The sequence below is a fragment of the Embleya sp. NPDC005575 genome (assembly GCF_040605455.1).
Lineage (GTDB): Bacteria > Actinomycetota > Actinomycetes > Streptomycetales > Streptomycetaceae > Embleya.
In genome coordinates this window covers 1-4,378 of the sequence record NZ_JBEXCV010000300.1, presented here as the reverse complement: position 1 = coordinate 4,378, position 4,378 = coordinate 1, and the positions used below count along the sequence as shown (strand labels likewise).

5 protein-coding genes are annotated in these 4,378 nt (G+C 71.9%); 2 read left to right on the top strand and 3 right to left on the bottom strand.

Annotated elements, in window-relative coordinates; genetic code table 11:
- Positions 1-203 precede the first annotated feature (203 nt).
- Positions 204-1,034 (top strand): polysaccharide deacetylase family protein, encoded by an 831-nt coding sequence (locus tag ABZS54_RS42275; protein WP_355548574.1) that lies wholly within the window; start codon positions 204-206, stop codon positions 1,032-1,034.
- Between the two features lie 209 nt (positions 1,035-1,243).
- Entirely contained in the window at positions 1,244-2,260 is a 1,017-nt protein-coding gene (locus tag ABZS54_RS42270) for a YncE family protein (protein ID WP_355548577.1), read from the top strand.
- Between the two features lie 73 nt (positions 2,261-2,333).
- On the opposite strand, the gene ABZS54_RS42265 is transcribed toward ABZS54_RS42270, so the two are convergent.
- From ABZS54_RS42265 to ABZS54_RS42255, 3 genes are all read right to left on the bottom strand, one after another.
- Positions 2,334-2,735 (bottom strand): hypothetical protein, encoded by a 402-nt coding sequence (locus ABZS54_RS42265; protein WP_355548571.1) that lies wholly within the window; start codon positions 2,733-2,735, stop codon positions 2,334-2,336.
- Between the two features lie 189 nt (positions 2,736-2,924).
- The gene (locus ABZS54_RS42260; RefSeq protein WP_355548568.1) at positions 2,925-3,422 is read right to left on the bottom strand and encodes a DUF1203 domain-containing protein; all 498 of its coding nucleotides are present in this window, start codon (positions 3,420-3,422) and stop codon (positions 2,925-2,927) included.
- A gap of 86 nt (positions 3,423-3,508) precedes the next feature.
- On the bottom strand, positions 3,509-4,378 hold an 870-nt coding region (locus tag ABZS54_RS42255), incomplete at its 5' end, for a hypothetical protein (RefSeq protein WP_355548565.1).

Below are 4,378 nucleotides of genomic sequence, written 5' to 3'. Positions count from 1 at the left end.
TCAACGTCCTGTGGGCCCTGCTGCGTGACGGACGGTGCTACCAGCCCACACCGCCGGTCACTCTCGCCGCTTGACAACAAGATTAGGAATCGAGGTGCGCGCCGGCACCGCGTCCGCGCGTCGGACCCTGATAGCGCGACACGTTCCACGTCCCGGGGTACACATTCCGCATCGAGACGATCACAGCACGTAAGGTCGCCAGGGTGACGCCTCTGGATCGCCGCAGCGTGCTGCGGCAGCTCGCCCGGGCCGCCGCACTGGGTGCGGCCGGTGCGGCCGCGAGCGCGTGTGGCGAGGATTCCCCACCCGCGTCCATGCCCGCACCCACGGCGAAGCCGGTCGGCACCGGCCCGGCGCCGACCGCCCCGCCCGGCGCTCCCGATGCCTCGGGCGGCGTCGGCACGGGTCCCGAACCGCCGCCGCTGCCTACCGATCTGCCGGTCCAGGTCACCTCCGGACCACCCGGCCGACCCCGGGTCGCGCTGACCTTCCACGGTCAGGGCAGTCCGGCGGTCGCCGGCTCGCTGCTGGGCCTGATGGAGGCGGCCGGGGCGCGCGGGACGGTCCTCGCGGTGGGGACCTGGCTCGACGAACACCCCCAAATGGCACACCGGGTCCTGGACGGCGGCCACGAGCTGGGAAACCACACCATGCATCACGGTGACATCTCCGCGATGTCCGCCGATCGCACCTACGCCGAGATCACCGATTGCGCCGACCGGCTCAAGCACCTCACCGGCTCGATCGGACGCTGGTTTCGGCCCTCGCGGGCCAAGGACTGCACGCCCACCGTCGTCGCCCAGGCCCGCCGCGCCGGATACGCGCACTGCCTGGGCTACGACCTGGACTCCCTCGATTTCACCGATCCCGGCGCCGACGCCGTCAGCCGCACCGTGCTGACCGGGGTTCGGCCGGGCTCGGTGGTCAGCCTGCACTTCGGACACCCGGGCACCGTAGCCGCGATGCCCGCAATCCTCGACGGCCTACGGACCCGCGGACTGCGGGCGGTCACGATGTCGGAGCTCGTCACCTGATGACCACTCACCCCTCCCCCACCCGTCGCCGTCCCGGCACGGTCGCGCTGTTCCTGGCGGGCTGCTGCCTGGTGGCGTCCGCCGCGTGCGCGTCCTCCACGGACGGCACGGCGCACCCTTCCCCGAACACGTCCTCGATCGCCCCCGTCCAGCCCGCGCCCGTCCCGGCCGCGGTGCCGGCGGCGGAGACCGCGAACCTCCTGCCCGGCATGCCGCCGCCGCTGGACCCGCACGATCTCTACGCCGCCGATCGTCCCGGCATGTTCTCGGACGCGGTCAAAAACTTCCCGTCCCGGGTGTACGTGCCCAACACCGACTCGAACACGGTCAGCGTGATCGACCCGACCACCTACAAGGTGATCGAGACGATCAAGGTCGGCCACCAGCCGCAGCACGTGGTGCCGTCCTGGGACCTGAAGACGCTGTGGGTGAACAACGACCTGGGCGACACGCTGACCCCGCTCGACCCGGCCACCGGCAAGGCCGGCACACCGGTCCCGGTGGACGACCCGTACAACCTCTACTTCACGCCGGACGGCAAGTACGCGATCGTGATGGCCTCGATGGACCGCCAGTTGGTCTTCCGCGACGCGCACACGATGGCCGTGGTCAAGGCCGTGCCCAGCGAGTGCGCGGGGGTCAACCACGCGGACTTCTCGCCCGACGGCAAGTACTTCATCGTCTCCTGCGAGTTCTCCGGCGAACTGCTCAAGGTGGACACCGCCGAGATGAAGGTGCTGGCCAAGCAGAAGATCCCGCAGTCCGGCTCGATGCCGCAGGACGTCAAGATCTCCCCGGACGGCCGTACCTGGTACATCGCCGACATGATGTCCGACGGCATCTGGGTGCTCGACGGCGACACGTTCGGCAAGCCGACCAGGCTGCGCACCGGCAAGGGCGCGCACGGTCTGTACCCGAGCCGCGACTCCAAGAACCTGTACATCTCCAACCGCGGCGAGGGCTCGATCTCCGTCCTCGACTTCGCCACCGGTGCGCTGATCACCAAGTGGCACCTGCCCGGCGGCGGCAGCCCGGACATGGGTGGTGTCTCCGCCGACGGCAAGGTGTTGTGGCTCAGCGGTCGCTACGACGCCGAGGTGTACGCGCTCGACACCACCGACGGGCACCTGCTCGCCCGCATCCCGGTCGGCGTCGGCCCGCACGGGCTGTGCGTGTATCCGCAGCCGGGCCGATACTCGCTCGGCCACACCGGCGTCTTCCGCTGACCGTCGGGCCCCTCGGGGCGGGCGGCGGGGGCAGGTGCTCCCGCCGCCCGCTCGTCACCGGTGGTCGGGCCGCTCAGTACGACAAGGGCGCGTCGCCCGTCGGGCGCGGGTCGATCAGCACGGCCGCGACCACCGTCGCGCCGAGCATGATGCCGGTGGCCACCAGCAGGGCCACGCCGAACCCGTGCACGGCGCCCGCCGTGACCACGTCCCGACCACCCTCGTGGGTGCGCAGCCGGGTCGCGGTGACGCCGGTGGCGACCGTGTTGAACAACGCGGTGCCGAGCGCGCCGCCGACCTGTTGTCCGGCGTTGAAGGTCGCCGCCGCAGTCCCGGCGTCCGCCGCGCCCACCCCCGCCGTGGCCAGGCTGGTCGCCGTTGTCAGGCCGATCCGAAACGTCCGCCGGTGCCCGAGCAGCCCACTGACCCGGCCGCCGAGCAGCAATAACCCGCCGAACGCCACCACCTCCACCACCGGCCTGCACTACGTCCTCGACGGCATCACCACGTCCCCGGACACCGACCGATAGTGCCGGTGCGTCACCGACCGGGCAGACGCCGAACGACCGGGTCCGGGTATCGGACCCGGTCGTTCCGGGACATCCACGGGCCTTCGGTGGCTCTGCGTACGAGCCGGGCGAATGCGTGAACGGCGTGGTGGGGATCAGGCGTTGTCGGGGGCGGGGCGGGTGATGGTGAACATGAAGCAGCCGTACGTGATGTTGCGGCTGTGGACGCGCGTGACCTCCGGGTCGGCGAGGATTTCGGCGAGGGTGGGCTCGGGGGCGTCCGTGTCGTGGACTCGGGAAGTGGGGTGGATGCGGCCTCGGGCGTCGTAGGCGCGGAAGACCTGGGGGCGGTCGCGCCAGTGCGGCGGGTAGGCGTCGGTGGTCGGGCCGGGGCAGGCTTCCGCGTGCGTGAAGACGGCGCCGATCTCGCGGTACGGGCTCGCCGGGAGCGGGGGTTCGTAGCCGAACAGGATCAACCGCTCGCCCGGTTCGGCATCGCGCAGGCAGCAGCGCAGGGGTTCGCCGCCACCGGCCGTGTGCGACTCGACCGGGTGGCCGGAGACGTCCGTGCCGGTGGCGCGGACCGTGGCGAGGAACTCGGCGGGGATCGCGCGGACGACGAAGGTACGAAGGTTCGTGGTGGTGGTGGTCATGACACCAGCCTGGGCGGGGCCGGGACGAGGCGCCGGCGGCATTCGGACGCCGCGCTCGGTACCGGGAGGGGTGGGCCGGACCCGGCTCAGCGGTCCAGGCGGCACCAATCGCGGCGGTAGGACGCCCAGTCCGTGTCGGTCGCGGTGAAGTCGACGTACAGCGCGACGCCGAAGCCCGGTCGGTGCAGGTCGGTTCGGGTCAGGCCGAGCCGTACGCCGCGCACCGCCGCCGCCACCGTCTCGGCCGAGCCGCGGTGGCCCCACGTGTCCGCGTAGTAGGCGGGCAGGCCCATCAGCAGGTCGACCCGGGCCGGCGTCGCCTCCAGGGCGAGTGCGGTCTGCTGCGCGACGTAGCCGCCGTACAGCGACTCCAGCGGCATCGCGGTGTCGTAGGACATCACCGCGATCTGCTCGACCCGCCGCGCGACCTGGCCGAAGTACCGCTGCGACCACCATTTGGGGTGGTCGCGCAACGTCTGGAAGACGCTGTGCAGAGACGGCAGCGGATCGATCTGGGCGGCGGCGACCGAGAGGGGCACACCGCGCGCTCGGGTCAGTTCGTGGGTGGCGGTGAGCAGGGTCAGGAAGTCCTCGTCGCCGGACCACACCGGTTCCAGGTCGAAGTGCACTCCCTCGAAGCCGGCGTCCAGGACCTGCGCGGCCGACGCGGTGATCGCCTCGCGCACCTGCGGGCGGTCCAGGTTCAGCCCGGGCCCACCGTGCGAGACGATATCGCCGAGCCATGCCTGCACCCGTACGCCGGGCAGTTCGCGGTGCACCGCCTCGACCAGTTGCCGCGCGCCGGGGTGGGCCGTGGCCGGCAGCGTGCCGTCGTGCTCCAGGGGACCCGCGTGCACGTACCGCGGTTCCGGGTCGGTCGCGGCGGGGCCGTTGCACTCGATGTCGGTCGCGGGCAGGACGCCGTCGACCAGGTAGGCGGTGCCCCGGTCGTCGAC